Source organism: Haloarcula vallismortis ATCC 29715 (genome assembly GCF_000337775.1).
Classification (GTDB): Archaea; Halobacteriota; Halobacteria; order Halobacteriales; family Haloarculaceae; genus Haloarcula; species Haloarcula vallismortis.
In genome coordinates this window covers 90753-104299 of sequence record NZ_AOLQ01000069.1, presented here as the reverse complement: position 1 = coordinate 104299, position 13547 = coordinate 90753, and the positions used below count along the sequence as shown (strand labels likewise).

General features: G+C 64.5%; 19 protein-coding genes. 5 read left to right on the top strand and 14 right to left on the bottom strand.

Annotated elements, in window-relative coordinates:
- Positions 1 to 59: 59 nt before the first annotated feature.
- The 5 genes from C437_RS17490 to C437_RS20415 all read right to left on the bottom strand — a co-directional run bounded on the left by C437_RS17490 (position 60) and on the right by C437_RS20415 (position 2989).
- On the bottom strand, positions 60 to 377 hold the full coding sequence (locus C437_RS17490) for a DUF5783 family protein (RefSeq protein ID WP_004518332.1): 318 nt from the start codon (positions 375 to 377) through the stop codon (positions 60 to 62).
- A gap of 42 nt (positions 378 to 419) precedes the next feature.
- Positions 420 to 653: a hypothetical protein gene (locus tag C437_RS17485; protein ID WP_004518331.1), complete on the bottom strand. Its 234-nt coding sequence runs from the start codon at positions 651 to 653 to the stop codon at positions 420 to 422.
- Between the two features lie 95 nt (positions 654 to 748).
- Positions 749 to 2212 carry a single-stranded-DNA-specific exonuclease RecJ gene (locus tag C437_RS17480; protein WP_004518330.1) on the bottom strand — a complete coding sequence of 488 codons (1464 nt, stop codon included), beginning with the start codon at positions 2210 to 2212 and terminating at the stop codon, positions 749 to 751.
- A 74-nt stretch (positions 2213 to 2286) separates the two neighbouring features.
- Positions 2287 to 2835: a hypothetical protein gene (locus C437_RS17475; RefSeq protein ID WP_004518329.1), complete on the bottom strand. Its 549-nt coding sequence runs from the start codon at positions 2833 to 2835 to the stop codon at positions 2287 to 2289.
- A gap of 4 nt (positions 2836 to 2839) precedes the next feature.
- The gene (locus C437_RS20415; protein WP_160163026.1) at positions 2840 to 2989 is read right to left on the bottom strand and encodes a hypothetical protein; all 150 of its coding nucleotides are present in this window, start codon (positions 2987 to 2989) and stop codon (positions 2840 to 2842) included.
- A 216-nt stretch (positions 2990 to 3205) separates the two neighbouring features.
- Here C437_RS20415 and C437_RS17470 point away from each other — a divergent pair, with 216 nt between their 5' ends.
- The gene (locus tag C437_RS17470) at positions 3206 to 3931 is read left to right on the top strand and encodes a PspA/IM30 family protein (protein WP_004518328.1); all 726 of its coding nucleotides are present in this window, start codon (positions 3206 to 3208) and stop codon (positions 3929 to 3931) included.
- A gap of 33 nt (positions 3932 to 3964) precedes the next feature.
- On the opposite strand, the gene C437_RS17465 is transcribed toward C437_RS17470, so the two are convergent.
- From C437_RS17465 to C437_RS17440, 6 genes are all read right to left on the bottom strand, one after another.
- Complete coding sequence (locus C437_RS17465) at positions 3965 to 4732, bottom strand: uroporphyrinogen-III synthase (protein ID WP_004518327.1); 768 nt, start codon at positions 4730 to 4732, stop codon at positions 3965 to 3967.
- Positions 4732 to 5493, bottom strand: a complete 762-nt coding sequence (gene cobA / locus C437_RS17460; protein WP_004518326.1) for a uroporphyrinogen-III C-methyltransferase — start codon at positions 5491 to 5493, stop codon at positions 4732 to 4734. Before cobA ends, C437_RS17465 begins: the two co-directional genes overlap by 1 nt.
- Positions 5490 to 6644 (bottom strand): hydroxymethylbilane synthase, encoded by a 1155-nt coding sequence (hemC, locus tag C437_RS17455; RefSeq protein WP_004518325.1) that lies wholly within the window; start codon positions 6642 to 6644, stop codon positions 5490 to 5492. Before hemC ends, cobA begins: the two co-directional genes overlap by 4 nt.
- A 56-nt stretch (positions 6645 to 6700) precedes the next feature.
- Positions 6701 to 6973, bottom strand: a complete 273-nt coding sequence (locus C437_RS17450) for a hypothetical protein (RefSeq protein ID WP_004518324.1) — start codon at positions 6971 to 6973, stop codon at positions 6701 to 6703.
- Between the two features lie 52 nt (positions 6974 to 7025).
- Positions 7026 to 7571, bottom strand: coding sequence for a CDP-2,3-bis-(O-geranylgeranyl)-sn-glycerol synthase (locus C437_RS17445; RefSeq protein ID WP_004518323.1), 546 nt, complete (start codon positions 7569 to 7571; stop codon positions 7026 to 7028).
- 120 nt (positions 7572 to 7691) lie between these two features.
- Positions 7692 to 8066 (bottom strand): NifU family protein, encoded by a 375-nt coding sequence (locus C437_RS17440; protein WP_004518322.1) that lies wholly within the window; start codon positions 8064 to 8066, stop codon positions 7692 to 7694.
- A 144-nt stretch (positions 8067 to 8210) separates the two neighbouring features.
- On the opposite strand from C437_RS17440, the gene C437_RS17435 reads away from it, so the two are divergent.
- Positions 8211 to 8735, top strand: a complete 525-nt coding sequence (locus C437_RS17435; protein ID WP_004518321.1) for a helix-turn-helix domain-containing protein — start codon at positions 8211 to 8213, stop codon at positions 8733 to 8735.
- 13 nt (positions 8736 to 8748) lie between these two features.
- Here C437_RS17435 and C437_RS17430 read toward each other — a convergent pair whose 3' ends face one another.
- Positions 8749 to 9222 carry a DUF6789 family protein gene (locus C437_RS17430; RefSeq protein WP_004518320.1) on the bottom strand — a complete coding sequence of 158 codons (474 nt, stop codon included), beginning with the start codon at positions 9220 to 9222 and terminating at the stop codon, positions 8749 to 8751.
- A gap of 148 nt (positions 9223 to 9370) precedes the next feature.
- Here C437_RS17430 and C437_RS17425 point away from each other — a divergent pair, with 148 nt between their 5' ends.
- Positions 9371 to 9943: a peroxidase-related enzyme gene (locus tag C437_RS17425; protein WP_004518319.1), complete on the top strand. Its 573-nt coding sequence runs from the start codon at positions 9371 to 9373 to the stop codon at positions 9941 to 9943.
- 30 nt (positions 9944 to 9973) lie between these two features.
- Here the strand turns inward: C437_RS17425 and C437_RS17420 are convergent, their stop codons facing one another.
- The gene (locus C437_RS17420) at positions 9974 to 10141 is read right to left on the bottom strand and encodes an FmdB family zinc ribbon protein (protein ID WP_004518318.1); all 168 of its coding nucleotides are present in this window, start codon (positions 10139 to 10141) and stop codon (positions 9974 to 9976) included.
- Between the two features lie 145 nt (positions 10142 to 10286).
- Here C437_RS17420 and C437_RS20730 point away from each other — a divergent pair, with 145 nt between their 5' ends.
- A complete protein-coding gene (locus tag C437_RS20730; RefSeq protein WP_004518317.1) occupies positions 10287 to 10424 on the top strand; it encodes a hypothetical protein in 138 nt (45 codons plus the stop codon).
- A gap of 565 nt (positions 10425 to 10989) precedes the next feature.
- Here the strand turns inward: C437_RS20730 and C437_RS17415 are convergent.
- Positions 10990 to 12255: a twin-arginine translocation signal domain-containing protein gene (locus tag C437_RS17415; RefSeq protein WP_139175257.1), complete on the bottom strand. Its 1266-nt coding sequence runs from the start codon at positions 12253 to 12255 to the stop codon at positions 10990 to 10992.
- Positions 12256 to 12509: 254 nt separating this feature from the next.
- Between C437_RS17415 and twy1 the strand changes: the two genes are divergently transcribed.
- Positions 12510 to 13490 carry a 4-demethylwyosine synthase TYW1 gene (twy1, locus tag C437_RS17410; RefSeq protein ID WP_004518315.1) on the top strand — a complete coding sequence of 327 codons (981 nt, stop codon included), beginning with the start codon at positions 12510 to 12512 and terminating at the stop codon, positions 13488 to 13490.
- Positions 13491 to 13547 lie beyond the last annotated feature (57 nt).

Genomic DNA, 13547 nt, shown 5'->3' with positions numbered 1-13547 from the left:
CCGCGCGTTTTCGTTGGAACGACCGGTAGACAGGACCCGCCGAACCGCGGCGGATGCAGTCAGTCGTCGATGTCGAACACGCGGCGCAGTTCGCGCTCGATCTCGTCGATGTATTCCGAAAGCACGGCGTCGAGTTTCTCATCGTCAACGATGACCGCCGAGAGCCGTTCCGTCGGCTCATCGGGTAGTGCAACACTGAACTCGCCGTCCTCGTAGAATGGCTCTGACTCGTTGAGAATCTGCTGGTCGATGGCATGGACCAGCTCGGAGTCGTAGGTGTCGTTCATCCGCTCGAAGGCGTTCTTGTAGGCCTTCTGGAGCTCCGGAAAGTAGTTCGCGTACTTGTCCTCGAACTTCTCGGGGTCGAACTCTGTCATTGCCAGAACGGTACGGGGCTGGGAATAAAGATGGCCCGATGTTCAGCGTTGTATCGTGCGTGCGTCCTTCCGAGGGAGGTACATCGTGAGGTACGCGACGAAACAGATGCCGAAGATGCCACCGATGACGAGAAAAAAGCGGATGTCCAGCCCGGCAATAGCTGCGATAATCTCTTGCAGCGTCGTCCGCGGGTTTGCGAAGCCAAACGTCTCAGTGTAGGCTAGCAGGCCGGCGACAACAACCAGTGCAATATCGAACAGCCCCCGAGAGTCCATCGTGGGGTGTTCGGAGAAGCGGACGTATAGCTTTTATTGCTGATACTGGTGATAGCGTCGTCAGTCTCACTGCCGCACAGTTTGCTACGTTTCGGTTACGAAACTTGTTTGCTGATAATCTCGTCGGCGGCCTCGATAAACGCCGACTCCTCCCCGGCCGGGATGGTTGCGCCCGCCGCGATATCGTGCCCGCCGCCATCACCACCGACAGACTGAGCGGCGTCGCGCATCACGACCGACAGGTCGACGCCCCGACCGACCAGCGGACCGGTCGCCCGAGAGGACACTTTCGTCTCGTCTTCGTCAGTGCTGGCGAATGCGATAATGGGCTTGTCCGAATCGACGCCGTCAGTCCCCAGCGCCATCCCGGCGACGATGCCGACGATGGTCTCGCGGATAGCGTCGCCGGCGTCGAACCACTGGACTGAGCCGGCCTGCGTGACGCCGCGCTCTTTGACGAGCGTGAGTCCCTCCGAGAGGTTCCGGCGGTGGTTCGACAGCAGCGTCCGCGCTCGCTCCAGCGGCCCGTCGCGCTCGCCGAGACAGACCGCCAGTCCCACGTCCGCCCGCTCGTAGCGGGCCGTGGCGTTCAAAAGCGTCGAGAACTCGCTCGCGTCACGGAGTTCCGTCCCGCGCGGTTCCGCGGTCAGCGTGTAGGTCGTGCCGATGAGCGTCTCGATCTTGTCTGCCGGGACGCCGCGCTCGACGGCCCGCTGGACCAGCCCGCTGGCGACAGTCTGGCGTTCGTCGTCGGAGAGGTCTGCCCACGTGCGCCATTCTCCATCGGCTTTCAGCTCCAGCCCGAGACCCTCAAGGAACCGCGTCGCACCGGCCTGGTCGTTCGAGATGCCCGGTATCGGCACTTCGGTGGCGTATTCGAGCAGTTTCGGCAGCGGCCGGGTCTGTTTACCGTACAGCGAGAGGTCGGTCCCCTCCTCCAGCACATCGGCGGCGATGCCCTCCTCTACGAGGCCGGCGTTGGCCCCGACGAGTTCGCCGCCGACGGCCTGCATGTCACCAACCGCGCCGACGACCGCCAGCGCAGCGAGGTCGCGGTTGTCCGTCTCTCCAGTCGAGAGTGCACGGGCGAGGACGTACGCCGCGCCCGCACCCGAAAGCTCCGACGCGCCGTTGATGCCTTCGAGAAGCGGATTCAGGTGGGTCTCAAAGTCGGCGTAGCCGCCGGTGTCGACGACCGCGTCGGAGTGGCAGTCGTCCGGGGCCGACGGCTGGTGGTGGTCGGCGATGATTGCCTCGAAGTCACCCGCGGCGACGTGTTCGGAAATGACATCGAGCTGGCCCGAGCCGAAGTCGGTAAACAGGACGGTGTCGTACTCGCGGGCCGCGATACTCTCGATTTCGGCTGCGTCGAGTTGCTTCTTGAATACGGTTTCGACGGGGATGCCGGCCCGCGATAGCGCCGCGGTGGCGATGGCGGCGCTGGTCAGCCCGTCGGCGTCGATGTGGGAGGCCAGCAACACGCGGTCGGCCGCCCGGAGTCGGTCGGCGCAGGCGGCCGCACGGTCAGCGAGCGCTGGAACGGGGCCGGTCGTAGTCATCTATCGGGGATAGGTGCGCACCGGCATAAAAACGTTCAGACGCGCGGTCATTCATATCAGGCCGGCCTGCCCCGTCAGGCAACCTTCCGCTGCTCGCTGAGCGTGACGGTCCGGTCAGCCGTCTCGACGGTCGTCCGGATGGTTATCCAGCCGTCCGCCTGCTCGATAGCGTAGGCATCACCGAACGACAGGTCGACGCGCCGGGTCGTGGTGTAGGACCCCTTCGATTCGAGTCGCCCGACATCCTCAGACCCCTCCCAGACCGCGTCGCCGTCGGTAGTGTTCCCGGCGTAAATCCGCGTGTAGACGGTGATGCTCTCGGCCGTGCTGTTTTGCTGGTTCGTCAGCGTGGAGGTCACGTCGCGGCAAGTCCGACTGCACTCCTCAACGGCACCGACGGTGAAATCGAACGGCGGCGAGCTGGCGGCCCCGCTGGCTGACGGATTACTGTCGCCGCCTGTGGCGTCGGTTTCGGCGACTTCGGTCGTCTCCATCGGGACCGCCGAGATGTCTTCGTCGCTGCTCGCCGCCTGAAACGGACCGGTACCGGTGACGTACGCAGCGACACCCCCCGAAAACAGGAGCAGGAGGACGCCGACGAGGGCAACTGACTTCTCGTCCATGGACCTACCGACCGACTCCCGTCACTATCTCGCTCACAGCCGTCCCCGGAACGACGACACCGCCGTCCACTTCCGGCGCGGCCACGGCTACCACGGTCAGGAGTGTCGGCGCGAGTGCCAGCGTGCCGACCGTCAACAGGAAGGGGCGTGTCATCGTTGTCCGTTCGTTGATCCGCCCACCCCATCAAGTAGTCAGACGGTAAGGTCGATAAGCCACGGATTTCTGTCGTTGTAGCCGAGTAAGTCCGTATTAAACCGGATGACACCCTGTTACTATAGTGGTGTCAGGCATACGAGAGTGCATGTTCGCTGTCACGACCGGGCCGCAGTCGGAATCGCTTAGAGCCACCTGCCGACCGGAGCGACCACGATGAGTCTGCTCCGTCGGTTTGCGTTCGCGATCCGGGCCAAACTCAACGCCCTGCTCAACCGGACCTCGGACCCGGCGGCGGAGCTGGACTACTCCTATGAACAGATGCGGGACGAACTGCAGGACGTGACCCGCGGTATCGCCGACGTGACGACCCAGAAGAAGCGCCTGGAGATACACCGCCAGCGGCTGCGGTCCAACGTCGAGAAACACGACACGCAGGCCCGGGCAGCCCTGCAGGAGGATCGTGAGGACCTCGCGCGCCGGGCACTGGAGAAAAAGCAGGTGAACGTCAGTCAGATTACGGATCTGACGGGCCAGATAGACGAGTTGCAGGGGACACAGGACCGGCTGGTCGGCAAGCGGGCCGAACTCAGCAGCCAGATAGAGCAGTTCCGCACGAAAAAAGAGACGATGAAAGCCCGTTATCAGGCCGCCGAGGCGTCGGCGCGGGTCTCGGAGGCGTTTACCGGCGCTGGCGACACGATGGCCGATGTGCACCGTTCCATCGAGCGAGCCACGGAGCGGACCGAGCAGATGGAGGCACGCGCGGCCGCGCTGGAAGAACTCGAAGAAAGCGGCCAGCTTGAGTCCGTACTCGACGAGGGCGACTCCATCGACCAGGAGCTCGACCGCCTCTCCAGCGAGCGGGCCATCGAGAACGAACTGGCGACGCTGCGGGCCGAGATGGACCAGCGCGAAGCCGTCGAGGAAGCCGCAGAGTAACCGCGCAGAGCCGCCGAATCCACACCAGAGCCGTTATTCGTGATGTGTCGGAGCCGCCGCCTCGACGGCCTCGCAGGCCAGCGCCTCGAAGTCGGCCTGCTCAGGAACGACATCGACCGAGATGCCGGCGTCCTCGGCCGTCTCCCGCGTCGGTTCGCCGATTGCGCCGACGGTCGCTGCGTTCAGGCCATCGATTGCGGCCTCGCGGACGCCGCGCTCGGCGGCCGCATCGAGGAAGTGCTCGACAGTGAGCGAGGAGGTGAACAGCGCGGCGTCGAGGTCGCCGCTGGCTGCCAGCTCCGCTGACTCGCCCGATTCCGGCGGCCGGACCAGCCGATACAGCACGGTTTCGTGGACGTACGCCCCAGCGTCTTCCAGCCCGTCAGTCAGCACCGCAGAGCCGTGGTCCGACCGGGCGACTTCGACTCGCGCGCCGGCCACCGCCCCGGACAGCGTTTCGACAAGTCCCGTCGAAGAGTACTCGGCGGGGATGATATCAACGCCGTAGCCGGCTTCGTGAAGCGCCTCGGCAGTCGAATCGCCGATGGCACACACCGTCGCCTCGCCGGGGTCCCAGCCGGCTTCGGCGGCGAGTTCGACGCCGGTCTTGCTCGTCAGGACGACGTAGTCGGCGTCGGTCCGGGGTGTGACCGGGTCATCCCCTTCGGTGGCTGATTCAACCGCCAGCATGGGGTCGGGCACCGGGTCGGCACCGAGCGATTCCAGCAGTTCGACCGCGCTGTCGAGGCGGTCGTCGGCCGGGCGGAAGGCGGCCACCCGGAGGCGGGTTTTCTCGCGCATCAGTACCCCTCCAGGAACTCCACCACCCGCTCGCGCTCGCCGGCCACCTCGCCGATGACGGTGATAGCGGGGGGTTCGATACCGGCCTCGTCACGGACCGAAACGATAGTCTCCAGCGTCCCGGTGGCGACCTGCTGGTCGGGCCAGGTCGCCCGCTCGACGAGCGCCACAGGGGTGTCGGAATCTAGCCCCGCCTCGCGCAGGGCCTCGGTGTACTGGGGCAGCTTACCGACGCCCATCAGGACGACGAGCGTGCCGCCGGTCGCGGCCAGCGCATCCCAGTCGACGGCTGATTCGTCCTTTGTGGGGTCTTCGTGGCCAGTGACAAAGGAGACAGAGGAGGTGTAATCACGGTGTGTGACCGGAATCCCCGCGGCTTCGGGGCCGGCGATAGCGCTCGTGATACCGGGGACGATTTCGACAGGGATTCCGTTCTCGGCGAGGTGGGCCAGTTCCTCGCCACCGCGTCCAAACACCATCGGGTCACCGCCCTTTAGCCGGACGACGGTGTTACCGTCCTCAGCGAGTTCGACCAGCCGGGCGTTGGTGTACTCCTGTGGCGTCCACTCGCCCCCGGCGCGTTTGCCCACGTCCTCGCGTTTCTCCTCGGGAATCATCCCGATGATTTCCGGGCCGGGGAGCTTGTCGTGTAGCACCACGTCGGCCTCCTCCAGCAGGCGCTTTGCCTTGACTGTCAGCAGGTCCGGGTCGCCGGGACCGGAGCCAACGAGGTACACTTTGCCGGGTGCAGCCTCCGTCATTCCTCGCCCTCCTCCCGCGCCGTCGAGGCGTCGTCGTCGGCTTCCGTCGAGTCCCGCTTTGCCTCGGCGATGAGGTCATCAGCGCCCCGTTCGGCGAGTTCAGCCGCGAGGTCCTGTGCCGCGTCGATGTGTCGCTCGGCCGGAACGTCGCGGCCGACCGAAACCTCCTCGGTGCCGTCCTGTGAGAGCACGCGCACTCGCGTGTGGACGACGCCGCCTTCGAGCTGGGCGTGGACGCCGATTGGCGCGACACAGCCGCCGCCGAGCTCTTCGAGAATCGTCCGCTCGACGGTCGTCTCGACGCGCGTCTGGGGGTCGTCGAGCCGGTCTTTGATGTCCAGCGCGAGGTCGCCGTCGACGGCAGTCACCGCCAGCGCGCCCTGCCCTGGAGCCGGCACGAACCGGTCGGGGTCGAGGTCGGACATGCCAACGTAGCGCGTGAGCCCGGCGCGGTGGAGCCCCGCCTTCGCCAGCACGATAGCGTCGTACTCGGTGTCCGGGTCCCGTTCCATCGCTCGCCGCTCGAACTCGGTGAGGTCGTCGAACCACTCCTCGACCGTGCGGTCGTAGGGGTGTTCTTCCTCCTCGTCGGTGTCAGGGTCGCCGGCGTTGCCCTTCCGCTCCTGTTCAGCCTCGTGGCGCTCCTGATGTTCCTGCTGGAGCGACGGGGCCAGCAGCTTCGCGATGCGCGTATCGACGTTGCCTCGGAGCGGTTCGACGGTGAGGTCGTCGCGCTCGGCGAGCAACTGCGCCTTCCGTCGCAGGCTCGACGTGCCGACGGTCGCCCCGTCCGGCAGTTCATCGAGCGAGCGGCCATCCGGCGTGACTAGCACGTCCTCGGCAGCGGCCCGCTCGGGGACCCCCGCGACGACGAGGCGGTCGGGCCGCTCGGTCGGCATGTCCTTCATCGAGTGGACTGCCGCGTCGAGTTCGCCGTCGAGCACCTTCTCGTCGAGGCTCCGGACGAACGCGCCGGTCTTGCCCAGTCGGTGGATGAGTTCGTCCCGGATCTGGTCGCCCGTCGTCTCCACTTCGACGAGTTCGACCGAGAGCCGGCGACTGCTCAGCGCGTCCCGGACCGTCTCCGCCTGGCGTAACGCGAGGTCCGAGCCCCGCGTCGCCAGTTGCAGTGTCTCGCCGCGTGTTGTCATACTCGACACTCCTCGGCCAGCGCGTAAAAGCGCACTTCTTCGTCGATTCGATGTCGCTACGTAGTCGTCTCGGCGAGCACAGTTCCGAGCACCCACTGCGAGACGAACCCCGCGACAAACGTCGTCGCACCGCCGGCGACCAGGGCGAAGTCGATCAGTCTATTGAGTGTGTGGACGGGACCGATACTTACGGTGAGGACCACGTACGCGTGCAGGAACACGTACATGACCGGCAGAAAGACCGCCGTACAGAGCACGCCGGCAGCCGACGCGCGTCGAATGGCCGGCGGAGCACGGCGAACGACCGGGAGAGAATCGGTCAGGACCATCGGGAGCGAGTTCAGGCGCTGGATATGTAGCTCTGGGGGTAACGGTTGCGAGTTACCACGGCTCGTTTTTCAGGCCGAGCAGGTAGGCGATGCCGTTGGTGACGACGTGTAACACCGGCGTCGCGACGACGACGGCGACCAGCACCGGGAGCGTGAACGTCTCGGTGAACCACGACGGCGCGGCCACGAGCGCACAGAGCAACGCCCCGACGACGAAGTCCAGCTGATCCAGCCCGGGGAACGCCGCCCCGCGCTCCCGTCCCGTCCGGCGTTTGAGGAAGGACGCGCCGATGTCCCCGAGCATCGCGCCGAAGGCGAGTCCAAATCCTGCACGGAGAGAAAACGTCGGGAGGTCGGCCCCCAGCGCGGCGCTCACGCTGGGCGCGATCTGGGTCAGTCCGAGCGCGAGTAGCGTCCCGGCGACCGTTCCGATTAGCGTCCCGCGCCACGTCTTGCCGTCGCCCAGCACTCGCCGCCCGCCCCACGTTCGGCCGCCGTCTATCGGTCTGCCGCCACCGGCGAGGACCGCGGCGTTGTTCGGAATGTACGCCGGCAACATCGCCCACAGCGCCCAGACAACCGTGTCGACCGTCTCCATATCCTCGCGGTCTGGCCCCGTCGTCTTAATCTGTGTGGCTTGCTGGTGCAGCACCGGCGACCCACACAGGCGCTTCCGCACCTGCAGCTATCCATTGACAAAAAACGGAGAAAGCTGGCCTCAGAACGGCGCTTCAGGGCCTTCGTCCTCGTCGCCGCCGATGTCGCCGCCGCGAGATTCACCGGGGAAGGACGGGCTCATGCCACCGCTGCCGCCGGACATCCCTTCCTGCTGTTCCATCCCGGTTCGGGCGGTGACCTCGTTGATCTCCGGGATCTCCTTGGTCATGCGCGTCTTGATGGCCTGGATGGTCATCGGCGAGATGCCACAGCCGGAACAGGCGCCGCCGAGGCGGATCGTGACGCTGCCTTCCTCGCGGTCGATCTCCTCGATAGCCGCGCTCCCGCCGTGCATCTGAATCTGGGGGAAGTTGCGGCGCAGGAAGTTCGTGATTCGCTCGCGCAGGTCGTTGGCGTCCTCGGTTTCAGTGCTCATAGTGAATCGTATTCGGTCCCGGGAGGGCTTAGACCTTTGGACTAACATCTATGTCACGGGGCGCAAGACGCGGTCCGCGGGCACCCGTGCGAGTTACTCCGAGTATACCTGAAGCTTCTACCGGCGGGGCGAGTAGGCCGTCGCATGACACCTCCCGCTGACGAGACGCGGCTGTTCGAGTGTGACACCTGCGGCGGCGTCGGCATCGGACACAACCGCCCGAACTGCTGTGACGGGCCGATGGCGGCGGTCGAGACGGCGGAAACGGCGGTCAGCGAGCCGTCGCTCGAAACCCTGCTACAGACCGTTTTCGACATGTCCGGCACCGAGCTAGATGTCTGTCTCTGCGTGATGGAGGGCGGCGAGCTGACCGTGGCGGAGCTGGCCGAGCAGATCGGCTACGACCGCAGCGTCGTCGCGCGGCACCTCAACCACCTCGCCGACTTCGGCGTTGTCGAGAAGCGCCGGCGCATCAGACCTGAAGGCGGCCACGTGTACGTCTACACCCCACAGCCGCCAGAGGTAGTCCGAGAGCGGCTCCGCGGGGAGTTCCTGTCGTGGGTTCGGCTGGCAACGGCACAGTTGGGCGACCTGCAGCGCGAGAAGGTTGAGTCGATAGCCGACGCCGGGACCGATGAGCGCCAGTGGACCGTGTTTCAGGAGGAGTAACGGAGAGCACGTGTCAAAGTCGGTCAGCGGCCACAGCGTAGACCACCGCGAGGACGGCCCCGTAGACGACGTGCCACAGCAGCGACGGCGGCGCGAAGTTCGGGAACGGTGGCGAGGCCGGCGAGCCGACCGCGCCGAGCCAGACTGGCATCACGAGCGCGGCGAAGACGGCCCACGTGACGACACCCCAGCCGACGCCGAGACCGAGCAGTTTCCCGGTCGAGTCCGTGTGTAGCAGGCTCGCCAGTCCCGCGAACATCACGCCCATCACAGCCCCATGCGAGAGGTGGACGACGAGGCCAGCCGCCGGGCTCGGCGGCGGGGCGAGCCCGTACAGAGATGGGATTGCGACGGCGAGCGTCGCGGTGTTCATCACGAGAATCAACGCGCCCATGACGGCGCTTCCGGCGATACCGCCGAGCACGCCGGCTTTCCAGTTGCCGGTACTGACATCGTAGGTCTGTGTCGTTTCTGTCGTCGTTGACATGCATGCGAATCCTCGTGCCGTCTGTCAAAAGCGCCGGCGTGGCTGTTCAACCTCGTACCACGTCCCCGGAAGAACTATACACCGGCTTTCGCCGCCCATGGCTGAGCAAGCAGCCAACTTTCAAGCCGGGGCCGGACGGACAGGTGGTATGGCAGACTCCGACACGGTGATGACACGGTTCGAGACGCCAGATGTGGACGCCCTCCCCGAGGACCTGCAGGATCGCATCGAAGAAGAGACCGACCGCGCCGGCTTCACGCCGAACATCTTCCCGGCGATGGCGTACCGCCCCTCGCATTTCCGGGCGTTTTTCGCGTACCACGACGCCCTGGTCGAGGAGACGGAACTAGAACGCGAGGAGGTCGAGCTGATAATCGTCGCCGTCAGCGGCGTCAACGACTGTCTCTACTGCATCGTCGCCCACGGCGCGCTCCTGCGGATTTACGCCGACGCGCCCAAGCTCGCCGAACAGGTCGCCGCGAACCACCGGACGGCCGACATCAACGAGACCCACAAGGCGATGCTCGACTTCGCGGTGAAGCTGACCGAGTCGCCCGCCCGCATTGAGGACACGGACCTCGAACGGCTAGCGGAGCACGGCTACAGCCGCCGCGCGATCTGGGACATCGGCAGCGTCGCCGCCTTCTTCAACCTCTCGAACCGCCTCGCACAGCTCGCCGACATCCGCCCGAACGACGAGTTCTACGACCTGGGCCGCTGAGGAGCGGCTGCATGCCGACCGAAACCGGTCTCACGCCGCCTCGGCCGGCCGCACCGTCTCAGCGCCACAGTCCGGGCAGGTCAGGTCCTCGACCGTCGCTACGCGCTGGGCAAACTCGGTCCCGCAGTCGTCACAGCGGAATCGGTAGTGCTGTTCTCCGGAGCCGAACAGCTCGGAGACTGTGTCAAGTACTCCCATACTAGTGTACTCACTATCCGCAGCCCCCAAAATCTTCCGGCTGAGATACATTTCCGGCCGGATTTGATACATATAGCATGCATCACAGCGCGTATCTATACACCTAGTAGTTCTGGTCTTGTCTATCAGGGGCATCCACAGGTGTATGAGCGAAACACTCTATCTGATGCAGAAAGACAGCGAGACGCGAATCGAAGTCGATGCCGATGGCTACGACCGAATCATGGAAAATGGCAACGTCGTCGGTCACCACATGAGCAACCCCATCGTCAAGCTGACGTGAACTGCTGACCTCTCCCGAACCAGAACCGGCTACTTTGCGAGTGCTGAGCTTTCCTGAACTACCAGCCAGAGTCAGACCGCCTACAGCAACTACCGGATAGGACGGCATTACTGGGCGCTGGCATTTGTCGACCCCTCAACTCCAGAGCTCGGTTCCCCACCTGCTTGCGGTGTGTTCAACTCACCAGTTGAGTCGCTGCTGTCGCCACCTGTGCCGCTCGAAGCGGTCGTGTCGCTTGGGCCTGTTCCGCTGTCAGTTTCCGGCTCAGGTTCCGTTGATTCCGCCGGTGTCTCGGATTCAGGCGTAGCCGTCACTGTCGGTGTTGTCTGTGCCGGTTGCTGCGGGCCAGCACCGCCGCCGGGCGTCGCTGTTTGTGGACCAGAGAGTGCTGTCTCGTTTGCTGGCCCCTCTCTGGGCTGCTGGTCACCGCCACTGAACGGTGACACTCCGAATCCAATACCGAGTAGCGCGACAACAACAGCGACAGTCAAAACCAAGGCCCGTGGTGACAGCAGTGAGAGGTCTGTGCTCATTCAGATGGAGAGGGCCGCTTCCCGAAGTGTAGTTACTGTCCGCCGCCGCTTGCGCCCGCACTAGTGTCCCCGGTAACACCGCTGTCACCGGCCTCGTTCGTCACGGTGACAGTGAACTGTGCAGTAGTGCTGATGACGGCCGGATGGGAATCGGCGATTGCCTGATATGCGTCGTAGACGTTCGACGCTGCTGAGTTCGCGCCGTTGTTCGTTATCGACGGGTAGTCGTCGGTGCCGTCCATCACCAGTTCGGAGTTCCCCGTGTTGACGTCTTCCGGACGGACATTTTCGAGGTGTGGGTCCTCGCGAACAGCTTCTTCGATAGTTGAATAGTCTGATAGCGGATTCTGCGTGAACGAACTGACCGGGGTGTATCCGATGCCAGAGGGGTCGTCTCCGAGATTGGCTGACCCGGTATTCAACCGCTGGAGCGCGAACGTGTACCTGATTTCGACGGTATCGGTGTCTGAAGCACCGTCCTCGTCGACGTCGAACCGGGACGTGTCGTCAGCCGCGCCGTAATAGCCACTTTCGGCGCCGGGGAAGTTGTTGACCAGCGGAAGCGTCCCGCCGTTGTCATCCAGAGACGAGTCGCCGTATTCGACAGCTCCACCCTCTGTCCGGGAGAGTTCGCCGCTATCAAGGTTCGAATATGCACTATTCGCGCCGCCCATTGAGTTCCCAGCCAAGTACGACGATGCGTCGACGCCGTTGATGTCGGAGTAGTCCGCGTTCTCGTAGTCGGGGCGACCGAGTTCGTTGACGACCTCGATGGGGCGGGGCAGCGGCCGTGGATCCTCTGCCTTCCCGGTCGATCCGAAGCCGGGACTGGGATTGTCGTTGTCTCGGCTCGCCGACGACCGGTTCATAATCGCGGACAGTGGGTCCGAAAACTCGAGATGGCCGCTGGTCCCTGGTTTCGACGCGTCTGCACCCTGGAGCGACCCAGGTGTCAGCCACGGCGTCGAACGGAACACCGGCGACCAGTCGCTCCAGTTGCCGTTGTCCCTGGTCCGGCCTTCGATGACGTAGAACACCTTTCCGACGGCAGTGTCCAGATCGGACCACTCCACCCGAAACGTCGGGTCAATGGTGACCTTGCTCAGGTCACCCCGGTCGTTTGTGACGCTGCCCGGGTTCGTCGCGCCGATGTCGACTGTCGCCGCTGCACTGTTACCCGAGAACGCGATCGACCCGAGTCCCGTGCCGGCCACCGCGACACCAGCTGTTCCAAGCATTTTCAGAGCGTTTCGCCTGTCAATCGAGAGACTATCGTCTCCTGAACCGTCTTCTGACATTGTTTGCACCTTCCCCCCCCTACGGGGAACAGCACCGCACCACGAGAGCCATTCCACCCGTGGACATCTGCATGATATATACGCCTCTCAATTAAAGCTATTGAATTGGTAAGTATCTTATACTGACAATATATTAGAGTGGATAATACTTGGAAGAGTTCAATTGTGGGGTAGTATGAAGACCCAATCCGCCGAAGAGCAGCCACAACTCATCTCCCAACAGTTTTTGCCGCTGGCTGCTGAAGCCGACAGCAATGAGTGACGCCGACGGCGGTCCGAAACAGGTCTCGGACCCGGCCTACCACAGCGAGAACCACACGGCCGCCCAGACCTGCGGCTGGACGAAAAACGCCCTGCGCGGGGAGGGGAAGTGTTACAAGTACATCTTCTACGGCATCGAGTCCCACCGCTGCATCCAGATGACGCCGGTGGTGAAATGCAACGAGCGGTGCGTGTTCTGCTGGCGCGACCACGCCGGCCACGCCTACGAACTCGGTGACGTGGAGTGGGACGACCCCGCGGCGGTCGCCGACGCCTCCGTCGAACTCCAGCGGAAACTATTGTCGGGCTTCGGCGGCAACGACGAGGTGCCCCGCGAGGTGTTCGACCAGGCGATGGAACCGCGCCACGTCGCCATCTCGCTGGACGGCGAGCCCACGCTCTACCCGCACCTCCCGGAACTCATCGAGGAGTTCCACGACCGCGACATCACCACGTTCCTCGTCTCCAACGGGACCAACACGGAGATGCTGGAGCGGTGTGACCCCACGCAACTGTACGTTTCCGTCGACGCCGCCGACCGCCAGACGTTCGATTCAACGGTGCAGGCGATGGAGGACGACGCCTGGGACTCGCTCATCGACACGCTGGATGTGCTGGCCGAGAAGGACGACACCCGAACGGTCATCCGGACGACGCTGGTCAAGGGCCACAACATGCACCACCCCGAGTGGTACGCGGCGATGTGTGATCGGGCGGACGCGGACTTCGTCGAGATGAAGGCGTACATGCACGTCGGCCACTCGCGGGGCCGCCTCGACCGCGACTCGATGCCCGACCACAGCGAGGTCCGGGCGTTCACACAGGAGATGGGCGAGTACCTCCCAAATCACGACGTGCTGAAGGAAGTCGAGGACTCCCGCGTGGCGATGCTGGCCGAAGATGAGAACACCTGGGTCCCGAAACTGGAGAAATCGAGCGAGTTCTGGCAACAGGATGCGCTCGTTGAGTACTGAGTGACCCCGAGAGCCAGCGTTCCCCGCGCTAAAAGGCCCGAACGTGTGAGCCAGCGC

What these genes read in the sequence shown, in the direction of transcription:
- C437_RS17490 (WP_004518332.1), bottom strand. Translation starts at nt 377, where the DNA reads ATGACAGAGTTCGACCCCGAGAAGTTCGAGGACAAGTACGCGAACTAC.
- C437_RS17485 (WP_004518331.1), bottom strand. Translation starts at nt 653, where the DNA reads ATGGACTCTCGGGGGCTGTTCGATATTGCACTGGTTGTTGTCGCCGGC.
- C437_RS17480 (WP_004518330.1), bottom strand. Translation starts at nt 2,212, where the DNA reads ATGACTACGACCGGCCCCGTTCCAGCGCTCGCTGACCGTGCGGCCGCC.
- C437_RS17475 (WP_004518329.1), bottom strand. Translation starts at nt 2,835, where the DNA reads ATGGACGAGAAGTCAGTTGCCCTCGTCGGCGTCCTCCTGCTCCTGTTT.
- C437_RS20415 (WP_160163026.1), bottom strand. Translation starts at nt 2,989, where the DNA reads ATGACACGCCCCTTCCTGTTGACGGTCGGCACGCTGGCACTCGCGCCG.
- C437_RS17470 (WP_004518328.1), top strand. Translation starts at nt 3,206, where the DNA reads ATGAGTCTGCTCCGTCGGTTTGCGTTCGCGATCCGGGCCAAACTCAAC.
- C437_RS17465 (WP_004518327.1), bottom strand. Translation starts at nt 4,732, where the DNA reads ATGCGCGAGAAAACCCGCCTCCGGGTGGCCGCCTTCCGCCCGGCCGAC.
- cobA (WP_004518326.1), bottom strand. Translation starts at nt 5,493, where the DNA reads ATGACGGAGGCTGCACCCGGCAAAGTGTACCTCGTTGGCTCCGGTCCC.
- hemC (WP_004518325.1), bottom strand. Translation starts at nt 6,644, where the DNA reads ATGACAACACGCGGCGAGACACTGCAACTGGCGACGCGGGGCTCGGAC.
- C437_RS17450 (WP_004518324.1), bottom strand. Translation starts at nt 6,973, where the DNA reads ATGGTCCTGACCGATTCTCTCCCGGTCGTTCGCCGTGCTCCGCCGGCC.
- C437_RS17445 (WP_004518323.1), bottom strand. Translation starts at nt 7,571, where the DNA reads ATGGAGACGGTCGACACGGTTGTCTGGGCGCTGTGGGCGATGTTGCCG.
- C437_RS17440 (WP_004518322.1), bottom strand. Translation starts at nt 8,066, where the DNA reads ATGAGCACTGAAACCGAGGACGCCAACGACCTGCGCGAGCGAATCACG.
- C437_RS17435 (WP_004518321.1), top strand. Translation starts at nt 8,211, where the DNA reads ATGACACCTCCCGCTGACGAGACGCGGCTGTTCGAGTGTGACACCTGC.
- C437_RS17430 (WP_004518320.1), bottom strand. Translation starts at nt 9,222, where the DNA reads ATGTCAACGACGACAGAAACGACACAGACCTACGATGTCAGTACCGGC.
- C437_RS17425 (WP_004518319.1), top strand. Translation starts at nt 9,371, where the DNA reads ATGGCAGACTCCGACACGGTGATGACACGGTTCGAGACGCCAGATGTG.
- C437_RS17420 (WP_004518318.1), bottom strand. Translation starts at nt 10,141, where the DNA reads ATGGGAGTACTTGACACAGTCTCCGAGCTGTTCGGCTCCGGAGAACAG.
- C437_RS20730 (WP_004518317.1), top strand. Translation starts at nt 10,287, where the DNA reads ATGAGCGAAACACTCTATCTGATGCAGAAAGACAGCGAGACGCGAATC.
- C437_RS17415 (WP_139175257.1), bottom strand. Translation starts at nt 12,255, where the DNA reads ATGTCAGAAGACGGTTCAGGAGACGATAGTCTCTCGATTGACAGGCGA.
- twy1 (WP_004518315.1), top strand. Translation starts at nt 12,510, where the DNA reads ATGAGTGACGCCGACGGCGGTCCGAAACAGGTCTCGGACCCGGCCTAC.